Origin of the sequence: Nannocystis sp. (assembly GCF_016714285.1) — a bacterium.
In the GTDB taxonomy this organism is placed as follows: domain Bacteria; phylum Myxococcota_A; class Polyangia; order Nannocystales; family Nannocystaceae; genus Nannocystis.
In genome coordinates, this window is sequence record NZ_JADJNN010000016.1 from 26,904 (window position 1) to 45,080 (window position 18,177).

At 69.0% G+C, this 18,177-nt stretch carries 14 protein-coding genes and 1 pseudogene; all 15 read left to right on the forward strand.

Annotated elements, in window-relative coordinates; translation table 11 throughout:
• Window positions 1–7 precede the first annotated feature (7 nt).
• The 15 genes and pseudogenes from IPJ59_RS24980 (at window position 8) to IPJ59_RS25050 (ending at window position 18,056) form a co-directional block, all read left to right on the forward strand.
• On the forward strand, window positions 8–601 hold the full coding sequence (locus IPJ59_RS24980; RefSeq protein ID WP_293273599.1) for a class I SAM-dependent methyltransferase: 594 nt from the start codon (window positions 8–10) through the stop codon (window positions 599–601).
• Between the two features lie 3 nt (window positions 602–604).
• Window positions 605–808, forward strand: a complete 204-nt coding sequence (locus IPJ59_RS24985) for a hypothetical protein (RefSeq protein WP_293273600.1) — start codon at window positions 605–607, stop codon at window positions 806–808.
• A 74-nt stretch (window positions 809–882) separates the two neighbouring features.
• Window positions 883–1,065 (forward strand): hypothetical protein, encoded by a 183-nt coding sequence (locus tag IPJ59_RS24990; RefSeq protein WP_293273601.1) that lies wholly within the window; start codon window positions 883–885, stop codon window positions 1,063–1,065.
• 75 nt (window positions 1,066–1,140) lie between these two features.
• Window positions 1,141–1,686, forward strand: coding sequence for a hypothetical protein (locus tag IPJ59_RS24995; protein ID WP_293273602.1), 546 nt, complete (start codon window positions 1,141–1,143; stop codon window positions 1,684–1,686).
• 485 nt (window positions 1,687–2,171) lie between these two features.
• A pseudogene (locus IPJ59_RS38090) lies at window positions 2,172–2,333 on the forward strand (tyrosine-type recombinase/integrase); the annotation flags it as partial.
• 409 nt (window positions 2,334–2,742) lie between these two features.
• Window positions 2,743–3,120 (forward strand): tyrosine-type recombinase/integrase, encoded by a 378-nt coding sequence (locus tag IPJ59_RS25005; protein ID WP_293273604.1) that lies wholly within the window; start codon window positions 2,743–2,745, stop codon window positions 3,118–3,120.
• A 357-nt stretch (window positions 3,121–3,477) separates the two neighbouring features.
• Window positions 3,478–5,187 carry a hypothetical protein gene (locus IPJ59_RS25010; RefSeq protein ID WP_293273605.1) on the forward strand — a complete coding sequence of 570 codons (1,710 nt, stop codon included), beginning with the start codon at window positions 3,478–3,480 and terminating at the stop codon, window positions 5,185–5,187.
• A gap of 10 nt (window positions 5,188–5,197) precedes the next feature.
• Window positions 5,198–6,808 (forward strand): hypothetical protein, encoded by a 1,611-nt coding sequence (locus tag IPJ59_RS25015; protein WP_293273606.1) that lies wholly within the window; start codon window positions 5,198–5,200, stop codon window positions 6,806–6,808.
• A gap of 8 nt (window positions 6,809–6,816) precedes the next feature.
• Entirely contained in the window at window positions 6,817–7,698 is an 882-nt protein-coding gene (locus IPJ59_RS25020; RefSeq protein WP_293273607.1) for a hypothetical protein, read from the forward strand.
• Window positions 7,699–7,718: 20 nt separating this feature from the next.
• On the forward strand, window positions 7,719–9,131 hold the full coding sequence (locus tag IPJ59_RS25025; RefSeq protein WP_293273608.1) for a hypothetical protein: 1,413 nt from the start codon (window positions 7,719–7,721) through the stop codon (window positions 9,129–9,131).
• Complete coding sequence (locus tag IPJ59_RS25030; protein ID WP_293273609.1) at window positions 9,091–10,797, forward strand: DUF6603 domain-containing protein; 1,707 nt, start codon at window positions 9,091–9,093, stop codon at window positions 10,795–10,797. Before IPJ59_RS25025 ends, IPJ59_RS25030 begins: the two co-directional genes overlap by 41 nt.
• Window positions 10,794–11,144 carry a hypothetical protein gene (locus IPJ59_RS25035; RefSeq protein WP_293273610.1) on the forward strand — a complete coding sequence of 117 codons (351 nt, stop codon included), beginning with the start codon at window positions 10,794–10,796 and terminating at the stop codon, window positions 11,142–11,144. The genes IPJ59_RS25030 and IPJ59_RS25035 overlap by 4 nt, the downstream gene beginning before the upstream one ends.
• 38 nt (window positions 11,145–11,182) lie before the next feature.
• Window positions 11,183–13,645, forward strand: a complete 2,463-nt coding sequence (locus IPJ59_RS25040; RefSeq protein WP_293273611.1) for a hypothetical protein — start codon at window positions 11,183–11,185, stop codon at window positions 13,643–13,645.
• A gap of 15 nt (window positions 13,646–13,660) precedes the next feature.
• Window positions 13,661–16,096: a hypothetical protein gene (locus IPJ59_RS25045; protein ID WP_293273612.1), complete on the forward strand. Its 2,436-nt coding sequence runs from the start codon at window positions 13,661–13,663 to the stop codon at window positions 16,094–16,096.
• Complete coding sequence (locus IPJ59_RS25050) at window positions 15,993–18,056, forward strand: hypothetical protein (protein WP_293273613.1); 2,064 nt, start codon at window positions 15,993–15,995, stop codon at window positions 18,054–18,056. The genes IPJ59_RS25045 and IPJ59_RS25050 overlap by 104 nt, the downstream gene beginning before the upstream one ends.
• The last annotated feature ends 121 nt before the right edge of the window (window positions 18,057–18,177 follow it).

Below are 18,177 nucleotides of genomic sequence, written 5' to 3' on the forward strand. Positions count from 1 at the left end.
AACGTCCATGTCGTTGCCCAAGCTCGCAGCTCGTCTCGTCCTCGGTTACGTCGGCCTCGTCGAAGGCAGCGCCGCGCTCATCCGCTTCCGCGAGCGCACGGCCGCGTTCGAACTGGCGATGGAGCGGGCGTCGGCTCTCGGCCGGCGTCTGATCGTGATCGGCGATCCCGACGCCGGCATGCACACCCGCCTCATGCGTGCCTACGGCTGCGGCGACGTGTGCGTCGATCTCAACGGCTGCCCCAAGTGCCCGGTCACCGTCGTGGCCGACATCACGAAGGGGCCGATCCCCGATGTCGCCGACGACTCGGCCGTCGTCTTCGTCTCGTGCGTCTTCGAGTACGTCGCCGAGCTCGACGCGGCGCTGCGCGAGGTCTCGCGGATCGCCGGCAGCCCCGAGAACGTGTTTGTCGTCACGGTACAGCCGTGGACGCTGACCGCCCGCCTCTACCCGGGCGCCCGCTGGCGCGGGACGGTGAGCTCAGCCGCCGGCGGCCAGAGCATCGACATGGAGCGGGTCAGCCTCGAGGAGAAGCTCCTCGTGAGCGGCGCCCTCGGGCTCGCGCTCGCGGCCGCGTTCTGGCCGGAGAGGCGGCGGTGAGTCATGGCGAACCTGACCACCGAGCAGGCCCTCGAGCTCGCCCGCGCCGAGACGCGGACCCTGAGCGACCAGCTCCGCCAGGCCCGCGCCGAGCTGCACAGAATGGGTATCGCCGACCAGAACCGGGCGCTGGTCTGCGCCGCGGTCGCTGGCGGCATTGGGTTGTTGGTGGGCGTGGGTGTCGGCCTGTACGCTCGCAAGAAATAGTCACATCACGAAGGACGGAGAAGCGCATGAACACCGCAAGTATCGAATAGATCGTCGAAGAGTTCGAGACCCGCATGGCCCAGGAGGGAGTCTCGATCGTCGTGGTCACGGTCAGCGAGCGCCACACGGGGTTCTGGGTGGGTTGCCGCCCGGGCGCTTCGGAGACGGAGAACGTGATCTGCTCGCTGATGGCGATCAAGCTGCAGGAGGGCATGGAGCACGTGGCCGACAAGCGGGAGCCATCGATGCTGAGCTGAGTTGCGCGGCAGTACGTCCAGCATGAAGCGACAACCCACCCCGACGCCCCAAACGGGGCACTCAGAAGCAAGATCATGAAACTCTCACCCGCAGAATACGAACGATACTACCAGGCCCTCGGCATCCACGAGAGCGACCTCCTGTCACCGCGGGATGTCGAACTGGCCGAGCTGCCGGCGGACGTTGTCTTGTCGGAGGCTGAGCGCCGCAGCGTGGGAGCCTTTCTCCCCGCGTGGAATCGGATGGACGCACGGATGAAGATCGACGCGGCCCAGGCGGCGGAGCGCCGCGTCCTCAAGAGCCGCGATCCCGACCACCTGAAGCGGCTGGAGGCATGGACCGCGTACCTACTCCTCGGCCGGGTCCGCGGCCGCGAGGAGCGGCGCGAGTTCATGGCGAAGGTCGCACGCGGTGATGCGGTCCTTCCCGCGCCGCAACCACGCAAGCGCGCCCGGCGTCCCCCTGCCGCCGCGCAGCCGAGTGTCCCGGACTTCCGCAATGAGATCGACGCGCGTCTGCGGGCCAGAGGCATCACGGGCGTGATCCATGAGACGATCACTCAAACCACCGCTGATGGGGACACCCTGACCATTCACCACTTGCGTGCAAAGCGAGGCTGACCTCGCGCGGCGTGAGGGTGGGCAGTGACCGGGGAGCGATGGGCGGCCTATGATGTGCTCTGGTCGCGGTCGTTGAGCAGGTGGGTCGAGCAGACGGGGAGGGGGAGGATCATGGGAAGGGTTGTCACCGAGGCTGGGCCGAGCCGTGGGCACGACCGCGATCGAGTGGTCCAGTTCCCGGGGAGCGATGGATGGGCGCGTGCATCGGAGCACGCGCCATGATCACGAAGATCCTGCTTCGTCCATATCGCTATAAGCCGAACACCTGGGAGGCGGATGTCACCCTGCTGATTCAGGGCCAAGAGGTTCGCCGGCGATGGAAGTCGCCGATGCCCTCGCGTTCCGCGAGCGAGCGGTGGGCCCGCGAGAAGGCCCTCGGCTTCCTCGCCAACGGACCAAGGACCAGGCGGACCGAGAAGCAGGAAAAGTCGCCGGGGCCCGAGAAGCCGGAGATCCCCACGTTCTCCAGGTTCGCGGAGCGCTGGATGGAGCAGTACGTCGTCGCCAATCGCCTGCGAGATTCCACCGCCGCCAACTATCGGCAGGACCTCGACGCGCACCTCCTCCCGCTCCTCGGCGACCTCCGGCTCGATCAGATCGATGTCGTGTCCGTGCAGCGGCTCAAGGCCGCCCGCGCCGACCGCCTCGCGGCCTCGACGATCAATAAGGTGCTGGCCCGCCTCAAGGCGATACTCCGCTCGGCGATGGAGTGGAGGATCATTTCGACGATGCCCCCGATTAAGCGGCTCAAGGAGCCCAAGCTCGAGAAGCCGCACTACAAGCAGGCCGACGACGAGAAGTTCCTCGCCGCAGCGCGCGAGGTGGACCTCAAGGTGTACACGGTCGTCCTGCTGGGCGACGACGCCGGGATGCGGCACGGCGAGATCATCGCCCTGCACAAGGGGGACATCCGGTTCGACGACGGCCCGACCGGGGCGATCGTCATCTCGAGGAGCTCCTACAACGGCAAGATCACCCCAACCAAGGGCAACCGGAGCCGGCGCGTCCCCGCTGACGCCACGCCTGCGCAAGGCCCTGCTCGAGTTCCTGCCCACCGTGGAGGGCGAGGTGGTGATCGTGTCCCAGCGGGGCGAGCCGATCCGCAGCTCGCAGCCGCTGCGCGCGTGGCTCCGCGAGCTGCAGGACGAGCTCGGGCTCAAGCGCGGGGTCCACATCCTGCGCCACACCTTCGCCACGCAGGCGCTGAACAACGGCGCCTCGCTGAGGGATGTCCAGGCGCTCCTGGGCCACGCGAACATCGCCACGACCGAGAGGTACCTGCACACGGACGCTGCCAACCTGGACCAGGCCATGGCCCGGGTCGCCCGCGGGCGCGGGGCCACGACCGACGACGATCACGCGGGCGCGGCAAACCAGGAGAAGCCACGGGAAAATAGGCCCGTCCGCCTGAAAACCGTTCCTGAGGCGGTGTAGGCGGTCCGAATCGCCGTTTGACACGTATACCGAGATCGATCCTGCTTCCGCACCCCGACCACAGGAGCGATCAGAGAAATTGCCTTCGCCCCCGGGTTTTGATCTCAGGGGTTTCACTCCTCGCCGCTCGCTTGCATGGTTGGCAACCTGCACGCACACCACATCACCAATATCTGCCCTCTAAACGGCGTTATTCTGTTTAGAAACCTTCGGTGACAGCTTTTAATTGTGCTCGAACCCGCCCCCAAGTAGCAACGAGATCCGCCCCTCTCCACGTCAGGTCATGCGCTTGACGCGCGCGGCAGTTGGATGTAGGAGAAGGATCATGGGTGTCGACATGCGGCGCACGAGGCATGGATGACGGAGATTCGGCTGTTCGCCGTGATCGACGCGTTGGAGCGGCTCGGCTGCGTCACTCCGGTCCGCCCGGCGCGTGGCCAGCCACTAGAGGGCACGCTGCGCGAGGTCGTCCGGCTGCTCGATCCGCTGGTCCTGCAATTATTGATGGCCGGCTATTTCGTCGAGGAGATCGACCTGGCGACCAGCGAGGCCACCCGCGCGGAGATCGGCAGCGTTGACATGCGCAGCGGGTCGGCCCTGCGCGGCTCGCCGCGCGGCTGGGATGCCCCCGCGAAGCGGGCGGCCGTCGCGCTGTGGGTCGTGCCGCAATATCCATGGACGCAGGCCGACGCCCTCGGATTGTCCTGTCAGGCCAGCCGCCTGCCCGCGGCTGCTGGTATCAAGATCACGTTTGATACTACCCGTCCCGGGTGGCTCGTGATCGATGTCGGCGACATGAAGGACGCCGCCGCGATGCTCGAGCCGCTGGCGGCCAGGCTGGCGGCGCTGCACGAACAGTTGCACGGCGCCTTGATAGCGTGGCAATCGGAGGTCAAACCCGGGGACGCGCCGCCATCATGCGGGTTGATGACCATCCTCGACCCTGACGAGTGGTGGCCAGTCGCCGTGCCGTGGAGCAGCATGCGCGTGGTCGACGATCGGAGCGGCCCGCTGGTGGACCTCGCCAGGTTGGTGCACGACCTGTGCGCCGAGCCCGGTGGACGCGCGGCGCTCCTGCTCGCGGAGACCGCCCCCGCGAGCGCTCCGACGCTGGGGCAGCGATGGGCGGAGCTGCGGCCCGACGACGACAATTTCTTCGCCGACCTCAAGGAGACTGTCGAGCAGCACTACGCGACGTTTCAAGCGGCGGACATCACGACCCCGCCGACGTTCAACGGCCTGGCGGCCGAACTCAGCAGCCTCCCGCTGACGATGGCGCTGTTCCTACTGCACGCGCTGTCGGTCCTCGACGCGTTCCGCGGCCAGGACGCCCTAACCGCCGAGCTGCGGACCACGCCGGACGACGAGGAGCGGCGCTACGACTATTTTCGTGCGCTGGTCCTCGAGCACATCCCGCCGCTGGTCGTGGACGCCTTCAAGGCCAAGAAGGTGCTCGCTGGTAAGATGATGTGCGCCGTGCCACCGATCGAATTTGACGAGGCCGAAGGAGCGATCAATATCGTAGGGATCCGATCCATGGCAGATTGGCGGCCGTTTCCCCCGAAGGTCGACTCATACGACGATATGATCTGCGTGGTCTGGCGAGAGGGCGGCCGCAAGCACTGCCAGGGCTGGCGCGCGACGGTCGACCCCGGCATATTCGAGCCGACCGAGGAGTATAAGAACGTATCTCATGTCGAGAACGGACAGTGGCGCTATCGCCTTGGCAAGCACAAGGGCAGCTCCAAGATCGCATATCCCGCGGTCGTGCCTTACAAAGTCTGGTGGTGGTATGCACCGCCCGGCGCGGCGCGAAACGGCAAGTCTACGACCATGGAGGTCGATGGGGACGTCTCGGATGTCAAGATCCACGCGGGGTCCGCGAGTGATCATGTCGGCAAGACCTCCAGGGGGTGTCAGGTGTTCTACGGCGGTAACGGTGCTGCGGCGTGGACAGCCTTTATGGATATCGTCGACCGTGCCATCAATAAAGACGACATTCCATACACTCTGATCGATTCGAGCATGCTGCCCGATCCCACCCCTCTGCGGGCCGGCGGAAAGTGACCCTCCGCGCATGACGATATTCCAGTCCGCCTCTCCGCTGATCGCCCGGCACCTGCGCGGCGCGGCGCTAACCGGCGCGACCGGCAGCTGGGGCGGCTCGTTGAGCTCGCGCGCGCAGGTCGAGGGCACGCTGTTGTCGATCGACGGCCTAGTCGTGCTGCTCGAGCTCGCCGGATACATGATCGAGTCCGCGGCCTTCGCGGTCGCCAGGACCAACGTGACCCACCAGAACGCGGACGCGATGGTCCTGCACCTGCCCGCATTGACGCTGTCGCGCGGGGTCGAGCACAGCTGGCCAGCGCTGCCGGACAACGCGCCGCGCGGGCGCTTCGGCCTGTGGGTCCAGCCGCGTCAGGAGCGCCTGCCGGGCGAGCTGTGGCTCGATGGGTGTATGGTGGATCTCCGCCGGCAGCTAGCGAAGTTCGCGGACATCGGCGTTGGTATCGACTTCTCACCGACGACCGACGGGTGGCTCACCTTGCCCGTGACCCAGACGCACGGCTGGGTCAGCGGCTTCACCGATATCTGCGACAAGACCGTTGCGCTGATCAGCACGCTCCTCGGCGACTGCATCGCGGCGCTGGGCGACGGCGAGGCGCTGACGAAGCCGGGCTGCGGACTGCTGGCGCTGCTCGACCCCGCGGGCTGGCGATGCGGAGATCCGGCGCAACCGGCGACCTTGCGTGACTTCCCGCGCGCCGGCGACGGCTACCAGCTGGCGACCGACGTGTTCGCCCAGTTCATGGACGACCCGGCCACTTTCTTGCTGCAAGAGGTCGCGGCCCCACTGCTGACGGCGGGCGAGCGCCTCGGCACCCTCGTTTCGATGGACAGCCCGACCGCGCGGTGGGCCGCACTGACCCAGGATATCGGTGGTATCGACGGCTCACCGGGCGGCATTGGCGAGATGCGGCCCGAGTTCGGCGACATCGTGAGCTGGACCCACATATTGCTGTGGGCCCATGAGCTGGGCGCGCTAGACGGGCTGTCGGCGATCGCCGCCGCCCAGTCGATCCTGCGCGGGCCGGTCAATCCTACGGAGATTACGTGCTGCGGCGCGGCGACAGCGATCGCCAGTCGCGCTGGGGCGGCCAGATCGCCGGCGCCAACGATCCGGCCTGCCGCGGGCCAGTATGGGTTCGTTCGCCAATTGCAGATCGACCTGCAGGCAGTCGGGATCCGCCTCGCCGGCCCGCCCAACGGTGAGTTCGACGTATTGACCGAGATGGCGCTGCGAGAGTACGAGATCGCTGCGCGCTTCACCCACGCGGCGCGCCGGCGCGCCGACGCCGGCGCTGCCATCCTCCCAGAGGATACGCTCGAACAGGTGGAGATCCCGGTGCTGAGCCGTCTGGCTGGGCCGATCCTCGGGACGCTCGAGCCCGAGGTGGCCGTCGCGCTGCGCCAGTGGGTCGCCGCGGACTGGCGCCACCCGGTGGTGCTCTACGCGGTGCGGCGCGGACGCGTGACGCTGGTCAACCTGTGGCGCTGGGACGAGGTCAAGGCTGGACGCGTGTGGGCCTGGGACTGCAGCGGTCAGTACAGCGTAAGCGTCGCCCACGAGCTGCCCTTTTTGTCGGTCACTGGAGCTCCAGCTATACTGGAGGCCCCGCGACAATAAAGGCTGACGTGGACAGTGGTGACTTGTGGGCGGAAGTAGCGCTCACGCCGGAGACCTTGGTCGGTCCGCGGATGGCACAAGTTCCGGCGGCCGCACGCGTGACCGACCCGACATGGTCGACTTATCGCGTCCTCGCGGCGGTCGGCGGCGTGGAGATGATAAATCAGTTCGATGCCCTCAATGCCTACGACTACGGGGTCATCTCGCTCGGATTGTTCCATTGGATCCTCGGCGGCGGGAAGGGCAAGGGCGAACTCGGCGCTCTGCTCGCCCTGCTGCGCGCGCGCGACCCCACAGCGTTCGAATCGGTCATGGGACGATTCGGCCTGCGACCGACCCGGCAATGGGGAGACCCCCTGATGTTCGACGAGGCGCTCGGCACTTACAACTGTGAGCTGGAGATGCGCCGGGCCGACGGTCTGTGGGACGTCGTGAGTACCACCAAGAGCGCCGATGAGAAGCAGTGGTTTCGCGGGTGGTGCTGGTTCTATCGGCTGCAAATGGCCTGTCGCACCAATGAGCCGCTGCGGCGGGTCATGTGGGAGATGGGACGCCTGCGGATACGCAACATTCTCGCCCTCCGCTGGCCAGACCAAGACGTGACATTCGCGCAGATCTTCACCTCGGAGCGACTCGTCGCCATGATTCTGCGCTGGCACGTTAATCGACCGGCGGACCTGCAAAACCCCGAATCTCGGCTGATCACCCGCGGTCTGCCGGCCGGGTCGCCTGCAAACTGGAGTGACGCCGAGGACGCGGTGCTGGAGGCCAACATCGTCGCCGCGAGCGAATCCTACGATCAACTCAAGACATCGATCGACGAGGTCCGCGACAACGAGACCCTCGCGCACGCTCACGAGAGCTTCTACCCGGACTGGTCGGGGCTGTAATCCACACATCGGAGATATCCATGCTCGCCGCCCTCGAAAAGCTAGTCTCTGTCCTTCGGGACATCCTGGCGCCTCTGCCGGCGGCGATCAAGGATCCGGCGCGCCTGCGCGCCTTCCTGCGCGCGCTCGGCTGGGACGCCGACCTCGACGCGGCGGCCATCGCAGCGTCGCCGCTGGGCGCCCTTGGGGCCGCCGCTGAGACCACGATGACCGTGTTGACGGCCGCCCGCACCGTGGCCAAGACCGGCAAGGCCGACCCGAAGACGATCGAGGCCGCCGTCGAGGCCGCGATCGATCTGTTCACTGCAATACGCGCGCTCGCGCACGGGGGCGGCGGGGCGGGTGTGCTCGCCAATCCGGCCTTCTACCGCGATCTGGCCGCACAGCTCGCTCAGCATCTAGTGCTGCGGTTCCTCGAGACCCAGCACCCGGCCGTGTTCGCGTCGCTGCGCCTGGTCGGGTTGATCGTCGTCGACGCCGCCGCCGAGGACCCCGGCGATCCGCGTTACGCGGACGAGCAACGGCTCCCCCACCGCCGCTACCTACTCAACCTCGCCGGCATCGGCGGTCTGGTCGACGACCCACTGGCGCTGGTGCGCACCGCCTGGATCCGCGATGCCCGCATCGACCCCACTATCATCGAGGTGCTGCTGCAGGTCTTGATGGCCCTAGGCGTGCGCGTGCGGTTCCCTCCGCTGCGACCGGCTTTCCTCGCCGAACACTACGGCATCGAGGTGCCCGAGCCCGAACCCGGTGAGGTCGAGGATGTCGTCGTGGCGACCCGCGAGCTGGTCGTGCCGTTTTATACCGGAACTAGCGCCGACGGCGAGGCATTCATCGACGTCGGTCTGTCGTTGTTCGCCGAGCCGGGCGGCGCGCTGATCGCCGCCAACTACGGCGAGGCCAGCATGATAGCCGACGTGCCGCTCGGGCGCGGCTGGACGCTGCAGCTCGGCTGGGCGATCGACGCCTCAGGCGCGCTGCAGCTGCGCATCGCGCCGACCGGGCTGAGCTTCGCGCAAACGCTGCCGACGTTGAGCCTGGGGGCCACGTTGGACGGCGCGCCGGACAAACCGTGGGTGTTCCTCGGGACCGCCGACAAGCCTGCGCTGTGGTTGACCGGGTGGATGCTCGGCGCGCAGCTGAAGACCCACGGCAACGATCCAGAGGTTATCCTGCGGTTCGGCACACCGGACGGCGGCAAGCAGGGCGGTCTCGGGTTCCGCCTCGACACCACGGGCGCGGACGGCTTCCTCGCGGAGCTGTTCGCCAACGTCCAGCTATCGGCGGAGTTCGGGGTCGGGGTAACGTGGTCGTCGCGTACCGGGATGAACCTGCAGATGAGCGGCGGGTTCTCGATTTGTGTGGGTGATGGAGCGACGGCTCGGCCCGTTGGTCCTGCACACCGCGCGGCTCGGCCTCGGGGTCCATGACGCTGTGCTGCGCACCGACGTCGCGGTGGCCCTCAGCGCCGATGTCGGCCCGTTCTCGGCCACCGTCGAGGACATTGGCGTACGCCTCGACGTCGGCGCTGCCGATCCGGACGCGGCGACCCCGATGCGTGCCAAGCTCGGCTTCAAGGCGCCGAAGGGCATCGGCTTCGCGATCGACAGCGACACGGTCAAGGGCGGCGGGTTCCTCGAGCTCGACGTCGAGGCCGGGCGCTACGCCGGCGTGCTCGAGCTGGTCACGCCGTCGTTCGGCCTGACCGCGCTCGGCATCCTCAACACCAAGCTGCCCGGCGAGGCCCATGGGTGGTCGCTGTTCTTCGCGCTGACCGCGACCTTCAATCCGCCGATCCAGCTCGGCTTCGGGTTTGTGCTGTCGGGCGTCGGGGGGCTGTTCGCCGTGAACCGCCGGCTCGACGAGCTAGCGATGCGCGACGCGGTCCGCGGCGGCAACCTCGACAGCGTCCTGTTCCCGACCGACGTCGTCGCCGAGGCGCCCCGGATCTTCGCCACCGTCGAGGCAATGTTCCCGATCGCAAAGGGCTCGTTCGTGTTCGGGCCGATGATCAAGATCGGCTGGGGCACCCCGCCGCTCGTCGAGGCGATGATCGGCGTGTTCGTCTCCCTGCCCAGGCCGCTGATCATCGCCCTGCTCGGCCGCGTCCGCTGCGCCCTGCCAACGCCCGAGAAGCCGGTCCTGATCCTCAACATGGACGTCGCCGGCTCGATCAATTTCGGCGCCGGCACCGTCGGCCTCGACGCCCAGATCCACGACTCTTCGCTGTTCGGCCTCGAGCTGACCGGCGCGATGGCATTCCGCGCCCGCTTCAAGGACCGCCCGGGCTTTCTTCTCAGCGTCGGTGGATTCCACCCGGCGTTCGTCCCCCCGGCGGACGTCGGCAAGCTCGCGCGCATGGGCATGAGCCTACGCCTCGGCAAGCAGGAGAACATCCTCGTCACTCTCGGCTCGTACTTCGCGCTGACGTCGAACACGCTGCAATTCGGCGCCGCGATCGACGTCTCGGCCCGCGTCGGGCCGTTCAAGGTCGCCGGCGGCGCCTACTTCGACGCGCTGATCGTCTACAAGCCGTTCCACTTCACCGCCGGCATGGGCGCTTACTTCTCGGTCTCTTGGGGCGACTGGGACCTGCTGGCCGTGCGCGTCGCCCTCGTCCTCGACGGGCCCGGGCCGTGGCGCGCCCAGGGCGAGGCCACCTTCACGATCGCCGGCTTTGACAAGAGCTTCCACTTCGACGAGACCTTCGGCGACAAGATCGCCGCATCCAGCGAGCGCGCCCCGGTCGCCGCTCGCTCCGCGCTGCCCTCAAGGAGCCCGCCAACTGGAGCGCCGAGCCCGGCGGTTTCGCCTCGCTGCGCCTGCGCGACCTCCCGGCCAACGACGCCGGGCCCATCCTCGTTGCCCCCGACGCCCGCCTCGGCTTTCGCCAGCGTGTCGCCCCCCTCCGCGTCACCCTCGAGCAGATGGGGCCGCTCGAGCCCGCCGAGCCGGGGCCGTTCGACGTCGAGGTCCTCGAGGTCGCCGGCCGTGCCCCGGCCATCCAGACCCCGCTCGAAGAGCTGTTCGCGCCCGCCGCCTTCCTCGACCTCTCCGACGCGGAGAAGCTGTCCGCTCCGTCCTTCGAGCCCATGACTGCCGGCGTCGTCTTCGGCAACGCCTGGGCCGCCCCCGTGGAGAAGTTTCGCTCCGTCGTCGACGAGAATTTGTTTGAGTCGATCGGTGGCCTTTGGCCCGCCAAGGACGCCGACAAGCCGAACCTCGAGGTCTCGCGGCACACCGCCATCGCCCGCCGTGGCGCAGATTCCTGGAAGCACAAGCCGACCGCTGTCGTGGTCGATCCGCCCGCGTTCGTACGCGCCGACGATGGCGCCCTTGCGCCGAACGACGCGAAGCTCCTTGCCTGGCACGAGGCCCGCACCCTGCGGACCTCCGGCCAGCGCATCCTTCCCGCCCACACCGCACGAAAGGTTGGTCGATGATGTCCTCGACGATGTACTTGCCGTGGCTTCGAACCGGCATGGGAGCCTTTCTGCCGACGCCCGGCGTCGCGCCGCTGCCGGCTGACCCGGTGCTGGCAATGAAGGTCGCGCTGAAGCGCGGTGGCACGACCGACACGACCCACGAGCATAGCGTCCAGCTCCGCGGACCGGGCCACGTCGTCGCGCTCGATCCAGGGGTGGTGGTCCGAGAGGAGCCGCCGCGCCAGGCTCAGAAAATCACGCCGACCACCTTCCCCCACGTCGAGCTGCGCGAGCCGGATCTGCCGTGGCGGCACACACCCCTCGGCGACAAGAACGGGCGTGTACCGCCATGGATCGTGCTGATCTGCGTGCGCGTGCAGGACGGCGTGAGCGTCGAGTGGGACCGCATCAGCAAACGGTCGGTGCTCCACATCGACGCCGCGCTCGTCCCACACGAGCTACCCGATCTGGCGGAGTCGTGGGCGTGGGCCCACGTCCAGGTCTCGGGTCTCGGCCCGGACAACAAGGACCCGATCGCTCACCTCGAGAAGTTCCCGGACGACGTGATCGCCCGGTTGGTCTGTCCGCGGCATCTGCGTCCGTTCACGCGGTACCTCTGCGCGATCGTCCCGGCCTTCCGGGCCGGCGTCGAGGCGGCGCTTGGACGCGTACCCGAGACCACGGACCTCAGGCCTGCGTGGCCGAGGGACAACGCCGAGCCGGTCGCCCTGCCGATGTTCCACAGCTGGGGCTTTACCACCGGCGAGGGCGAGGACTTCGAGGACCTCGTCGGCCGGCTCCGCTACCGCGAGGCGCCGACGGGGCTTGGGGAGCGCCCGCTTCAGCTGCTGGCATCGGCCGTCGCCGACATTTCCGCGGATGGACCCCCCGCGCTGTTGCGCGGCGCCCTGTACGCGACCGATGCGGCGCCGGTCGACAAGCTCACACCGCCCGGTGTCGCAGAGCGCCTGGCCGCGCTGTGGACCGTACAGCCCGGCGAGGGCGCGGGGGATCCAGTGGTGCTGCCGCCGCGGTACGGCCTTGGTCAGGCCGCCGACCCGCGGTCGCCGTGGTTCGCGCAGCTCAACCATCACCCGGGCCACCGCGTCGGCGCGGGGCTTGGCGCAGAAGCCGTGCTTCGCCATCAGGAAGAGTTGGTCGCCGCGAGCTGGGAGCAGCTCGAGCAGGCCAGGACCGCCGCCATCACGCTGCGTCACGCCCAGCTCGCCGCGGAGATCGGGCGCTCGCAAGCCAACCGTATCGCCGCGTTGCCTGAAGGCGACAAGCTGCAGCTGACCGCGCGGGCCCACACCCGCATCCTCGACGGCAGCGGCGTGACGATCCGCGCCCGCCTGCTCGCCGATGGCCTCCCCGACGGCGCGCTCATCCCACGGATGCGCCGCTTGACCCGCGGAGGCGCGCCGGTCTCGCGTCGCCGGCCCGCCGCGACCGGCACGCTCGCCGGCTCGTTGGCCACACGCATCCTTCAGGCGCCCGAGGTGATGGTGCGAGCCGCCACGTGGACCCGGCCGAACGGCCTCGGACGACGCCAAGACGTCGCACCCGTACAAGCCGGCAAGCAAGCGCCCAAGCCGACGACCTCGCCGACTCAGCCCTTCACGGTGCGCTTGCGGCCGCTCGACGTCCACGTGGGGCGCTTGCGCGATCGCCTGCGCGGACCGGCTGCGCCGACACTCAGCGAGCAGGACGGCCTCCCGGACGCGCTGCGTCTGATGCCGCGGTTCGACGTGCCGCTGTCGCGTTGGCTCGTCGACATCGACCCCGAGGTCATCGTGCCCGGACTCGGCGAGGTCGCCGACGACACGGTGATGCTGCTGGAGCCCAATCGCGTCTTCGTCGAGGCGGTGCTCGCCGGGGCCAACGACGCCCTCGTGCGCGAGCTGGCCTGGCGCGAGTTTCCGGTCGACGCGCGTGGCTCGGCGTTCCGCGTATTCTGGGACGGCGCTGACGGCGTCGACGCACTTGAGATGAAGCGCTGGACCAAGTTGCTCGGCCAACATGCCGCCGCTGCCAACGCCGATAACGCCGCCAACGCCGCCAACACCGCCAACGCCGCTGTGCTGCTGCGCGGCGAGCTGTTCCGCCGCTACCCCGACCTCTTGATCTACGCCGCGCGCCGCAACGGCGACGCGGTGATCACCCAGCCGCCGACGTGCTTCGGCCGTCTTACGACCGACACCTGCTATGCGCTGTTCGCCAGCAAGACCGCGGAGCTGCTGGCCGACTGGTGGATCGTGTTCGAGGAGTTGCCCCACGCGCCGCGGTTCGGCCTCGACAGCCCGACGACCAAACCGCCCACCGCGAGCTCGTTGAGTTGGTCGCACTTCGCCGGCAACGCCGCCCAAGTCGAGGCCCTTGAGCACGCACCGGCGACCCTACCGGCCACATGGGGGCCAGACGCGCCCAAGACGTGGGGCCGCGACGCTGGCGCGATCGCCAAGCTGACGCTGCAGCACCCGATCCGTTGCGCGCTGCGCCTGAACGAACTGCTGCGCTGACCGGAGATGCCTGAGATGGCGACACCCCGACGACCGAACCCGACCCCGATCCCGATCCCGACCCCCACGCCAGCACCGGGCGACGTCCGCCCGCCACGCGCTCCGACCACGGCGTGGGACCATGCGAACGCCGAGCTCGCCGCGCTCGACGCCAGCCTCCCCGTCGCGTTACTGCCAGTCCGCATCGAGACCCGCTTCCTCGGCGGCGACCTCGTGATCCGTGTCTATCCCGATGGCCTCCACGCCGACGCACTCAAGCACTCGTTGACGGACGCCGAACGCAATCACGCCGACACATTCTGGCGGGATTCGCGGGCCGACGCTGCCGCCGAACTAGCCGCCTGGCGCGCGCTGATCGATGCCGTCAGCAGCCCGTGGCGCGCCGCGTGGGTCATCCGCGCGACGCGGGGCGGAGCCTCCCCGCAGATCGAGGAGCGTGAGGCGGTCACCACCCTGCGCCTGCTTCCGAAGCGCTGGATCGTCATCGGCACCCTCGGCGGCAAGCAGGTGGTGCAAGCGGCTGGCCGTGAGATCCCTGCGAACCTGATCGGCGGCGTCGACCTGAACGTGCAGGCGACCAGCGCTGACGCCCTGCTGAACCAGCCTGCGACCAGCTGGGTCGTCGACCTCGACCAGGCGATCGCCCAGGGAATGGCGCTGCGGATCCCGCCAACCGGCGAGGCCGAGTTGGTGCGCACGAAGGGCATCGACACCCTCCTCGTGTTCGGCGCGTCCGCGGTCAGCCCCGAGGACCAGCGCACCGCCCTCGCCAAACTGTTTCTCGCCCATCACTATACCCGTGGTGTTGGCCTGCTCCGCCAAGGCGAACCGACCAACCGCGACGAGCATGACGCCGACCTGCTGCGTCCCGACGTGGCCAAGCTGCGGGCCCGCGAACAAGCCACGCGCACGTCGTCGCCGCAATTCACGGCGTTCAACGGCCCTGCCGCGTCAGCACTAGCGCGCGCGCTCGGCCTGGACAGTACCCAGCTGCCCATTCTCGATGGTGAGAACGACCGCGAGCAGGAGTTCGCCAGCGCGATGAACACGATCGTCTGGCCGATCACTGGCGGCGCCATCCTGTGGCACCTACGTGACGCCAAAGGCAAGCAGTTGGTCTCGGGCGACGACATCAAGGAGCTCCGCACGCACTTCATCCGTGACGTCCGCGGTGCCGGTCCGCTGCCTACCCTCAGGATCGGCAAGACGCCGTACGGCATTCTTCCGGCGTGCGCCCTGCCGGAGCCGGTCGACGGCACCAGTCTCCATGCCCGCCTGCAGTCGGCCTTGCACGGCCTGCTAGCGAAGTGGCAAAAGGGCGCGGCTGACTTGACGACAGTCGACTCACGCGCCGATGACACCACGTCCGATACGCCACGCGAACACGCTCTCGTCGAGGTGTTGGCGAGCCAGGCGTGGCCGACGCGCTTCGCTCTGCGCAAGCTTGATCCAGACTCACCCATGGCGACGGAGGCGGCCAAAGCGAAGCCCCAATTGCCCGAGGGCACACTGGCGCTCTATGCGATCCGCCTCGGCTTGCTCTTCACCGCAGGCATGAAGCTCGAAGACTTGCCGCCGTTCGGCCCGTTCAGTCTCTATCCCGCGTTATGTGACTACGAGGAGCACGTGATCCCTTGGGCCCGGACGACCGCCGAGCTGCCGCCAACGACCCCGACCGAGCCAGGGATCCGTGGGGCGCCGGACAAGACGGACCCGCTGCAGCCGATCCGTCAGCCATTGGTGGGACCAGTCGTCTCGTTGCTCGACCAGATCCTCCGGATCGGCCGGTCCCTCCTCCGCGACGACGATCACCCGGCCAGCGAGGAGGACCGAGCGAGCGAACGTGCGGCGATCGACGCCGCAGTAGTGGTGCTGCGGTCCGCGCCTGAAGCCGACCGTGCGCGGATCCTCGGTCAGAGCCTCAGCTTGGCTGCGACCCGCCTCGATGCTTGGATCACTGCAACCGCGACCCGCCGCCTCGTTGAGCTGCGCGCCAAGCGACCGACGGATCTGCAGGTCGGCGCCTGGGGCGTCGTGCACGGCCTGCGGCCTGCTGGTGACACCCCGCCAGGTGGCTATGCCCTCGCTCCGTCGCTCGGCCAAGCCGCCGCCGCTGTCGCGCTGCGCAGCGGGCACGCCGCGTACTCGATCAATGGGTCATCGCCCTTCGCGGTCGACCTATCGAGTGAGCGCGTGCGCCTTGCGCGGTGGTTGTACGACGGTGTGCGGCAAGGCCAGTCGCTAGGCGCGCTGCTCGGGCAGCGCTACGAGCGGCTGCTCCACGAGCACGGCGCCGACACCCTGGTCGCCGTCACCCGCAGCGCCGCGCTGAAGGCCCGCCACCGCGATGACCCGCCGGTGCACGTCGTCGACGGACTGCTCGTCGCCCGCGCTCGCCCCGATCACAGATGCGACGGCCCCGGAGCAGGCGCTCACCAAGTCCCTCGTTGACGAGAAGGCCCTGGATCGCCTCGGTAAGGCGGTCCAGGGCCTGCGTCGCCGCGCGGCTCGCTACGTTTCGGGAACAGGACCCGCTGCGCACGCGCCCGATCAGCGACCTCACCCCTCTCGACCAGCAACGCTTGACGGCCGGCGTCGAGCCCTACTTGGCGCGCACGCTCCGGCGCATCGTCGCTACTCGGCCGCGAGGTACTCTCGTACAACTGTCACTGACCCCCAGGAGCTCGGCGAGATCGCCGTCGAGCCGCTGCTCGACGCTCTTGACGCGCTCGCCGACACCGCGACCTTCGAGACGACGCACCGCCTGCTCGGCGGCGACCGCTCCGCCGCTGGTACGGTGCTCGCGTCCGTCGACCGTGGTGAGGCCCCACCGCCGGCGCTGAACAGCCTCGACACACCTCGCGGCGGCGTCACCGTCGCGCACCGCGTGGTGCTCTTGCTGCCGGCTTCGACGAGCGGCGGTGGGTGGACGTCGGCAGCGTCCGCGGCCGCGATGGCCGAGCCTCGGCTCGAGCGCTGGGCCGCTAGCGTGCTCGGCGCCCCCGATCAGATCCGCCTCGTCGTCGAGCGCCACGACGCGACGACCGGCGCGTTGATCCGCCGCGACCGCGCCCACCTCGCAGAGCTCGTCCAGCTCAGCGCACTTGATTTCTCCCGCCTCGCCGCCGATGGGCCGTGGCAGGACGGACCGCTGGCGGCCCGTGTGCGGGTCGCACTCGACGTTGCCGGCCAACGCATTGTGCTCGCCGACGACGCGCCCCTGGGCCCTGGACAAATCGGCCTGTCCGAGGCTCACGCAATCGCGGCCAGTCTCGCGTCCTCGTGGCGCGGCGGCCGATCGGCGACACCGGCTGAGCTCAGCCCGCTGCGCGCGCCCAATGAATCACTACGGGCGCTCGACCGACTCGAGCTCAGCGGTCGCCTCGAGTCCCTCAAGGAATGGCTGGACCGCCAAGGCCTGACGCTGGCGTCCGTGGCGCAGGCCGAGCGACCTGCCCTGCTCGGTTGCTTTCGCCAGTTGATCGCCTTCGGCGTGCCCGCCCTCGCCCCACCGATCGACGTCCTCGACGAGTCGGTCGAGCAGCTGCGCGAGCGCTTGCCAGCGCTGGAGGCCGCGCGAGCTGCCATCGCTCTCGCCGTGACGACGGCGCTGACGGCGCTGACCAAGCCGGGCGACGATGCGGTCGCGCTAAAGGAAGTCACCGTCGGGCTCTCTGGCATCGTCGGCGACGTGCCGGTGTTGCCGCTCTACAAGGCCGGCGCCGGTGCCGCGCGCAGCCCGTTGGGCACTGTGCTACCGACCGATGAGGCGACGATCTCCGGGTGGTTCGCCCAGCTCGCGCGGGTGCGGCCGCGGATCGACGCGTTCGACGCGGCACTGCGGCTGGCCGAGGTCCGGCACGAGCGGCCGCCGTTCACCCTGTGCTCGGGACAGCCCGGGGCATCCCAGGACGACGCGTGGGCCGCGATCCACCGCCCGCCCGGCGATCGACCGTGCCTGTGCATCACCGCGGTCCTGGCCGGCGGCGTCGATCCCGGCGAGGACCTCGCGGCCGTCGCCGTCGATGCCTGGTCGGAACGAGTGCCCGCCCGCGAGGTCCTCGGCGGACTCGCCCTGCAGATCCAGAGCCCCGCCGCCCAGGCGCCGCAGGTCGTGCTCCTGGCGACACCGGCACCGGGCGTCGACCACTGGTCGCTCGCCGAGTTGCAGCGCGCAGCCGCCTCGGCCTCCCGCTCGCCAAGATCCGTTGCGTCACACCCGACCGACTCGAGAAGCTCGGGCATTTGCTCCCCTGCATCTTCCTCGACGGCGCACGGGTCCCGATCGACGCCGGTGGCCGGCGCGCCTTTGACCTCATCACCTCCTACGAGGCCATCAAGCCCCACGGCTGACCCCGGAGCCGCCATGCCCCCCCTATCGCAGATCATCGTCTCGCCGTTCTCGACCTGAAACCCGCCGCACCGATCGACGTGCTCGCTCGCCTGGAGCCCAACGCCTCCGAGGCAACCCTCGTGCCCGGCTTTCGCGCCCTCATCGCGGATCCGCTGTGGCTCCTGGGCCGTCAGTGGCA